General features: G+C 65.2%; 1 protein-coding gene. It reads right to left on the bottom strand.

Translation table 11 applies throughout. The annotated features are described in order from the left end of the window. Positions 1–164 precede the first annotated feature (164 nt). A partial coding sequence (locus PQQ96_RS42065; RefSeq protein WP_408303328.1) for an IS110 family RNA-guided transposase occupies positions 165–1,090 on the bottom strand: 926 nt, incomplete at its 5' end.

Here is a 1,090-nt window from a genome sequence, read left to right as displayed (position 1 = left end):
GTTCCGTCACATGAGCCTGCCGCTGACTTACTCCGCAAGTCGCGCCGAAGCCGTTGCCACGCAAAAGTCGCGGATTGCTCGCATACCGGGCTGCGCCGCCCTCAGGGAACACACGCTGTCATCACAATGGGTCGTCTACATCATCCATGGCTGTCGCGGCGCTGTCAGCGCTGCGTGGCTGACGGCGCCGCGGCAGCCATGCCCATACGCCCGATATCCCAGATAAAGCCAGCCAGCTCACGGGCAATTGCCACGATCGCCGTCGGTGCGCTCTTGCCGCGATTCACCAGCCGGCGGTAGCGCCGGCACAGCCGCACCTGGGCGTCCCACGCCCGATCGACGATCGGCTTGGGCAACCCCTCATGGCGTCGCTGGATTTCCGGACTCACGCGCGCCGCATGCCGGTAGCTCCACGCCGATTCGATCAGCAGTTTCCTCGCGTAGCGATTACCGGTCTTGGTGATGCTGCCTTGCCGGCGTGTCTCGCCCGATGAATGCTCCGACGGTGTCACCCCCAGCCAGGCCATCAGTTGCCGCGGATGATTGAAGCGCGACAGGTCCCCCAGTTCAGACATCAGTCCAATGGCCGCCGTGAACTGGATGCCGCGCATGGCCTGCAGCGCCAGCACCGCCGGATAGAAACGCCAGCCCGGAAGCGCCTCGCGCAATGCCGCCTCCAGCCGTTCGCATTGGGCAAGCCGGTCCTCAATGGTGCGCCGGTGTTCGTTAAAGGCCAGTTGTTGCCATTCACTATCGAAGGTGAACGCGCTGATCCACCGCCGGTGTGCCGCGCTCCAGTCGGCCCGCCCGCTGTAACGCACATCGTGCGCCAGCAGGAACGATTTCAGCCGTCGGCGCGCCTGTCCCAGATCCTCACGCGCGCTCGACCAGGCTCGGGCCAGATCGCGAAACGCCTCATCCTCGACATCCGGCACATGCACCGCACTCAGATCGCCCGCGCGCAGCGAGCGCACCAGTTTGATCGCATCGCGCCGGTCGGTCTTCACCCGCTCGCCGGGCTTGCGTGGAATCAGCGACGGCGCGCATACCATGCATTCGAAGCCCTTGTTCACGAGCTGCCGGTATAGCC

The sequence above is a fragment of the Paraburkholderia sediminicola genome (genome assembly GCF_046027825.1).
GTDB classification, from domain to species: Bacteria; Pseudomonadota; Gammaproteobacteria; order Burkholderiales; family Burkholderiaceae; genus Paraburkholderia; species Paraburkholderia sediminicola_D.
The sequence above is the reverse complement of the archived record's forward strand: the minus strand, read 5'-3'. Positions and strand labels throughout refer to the sequence as shown.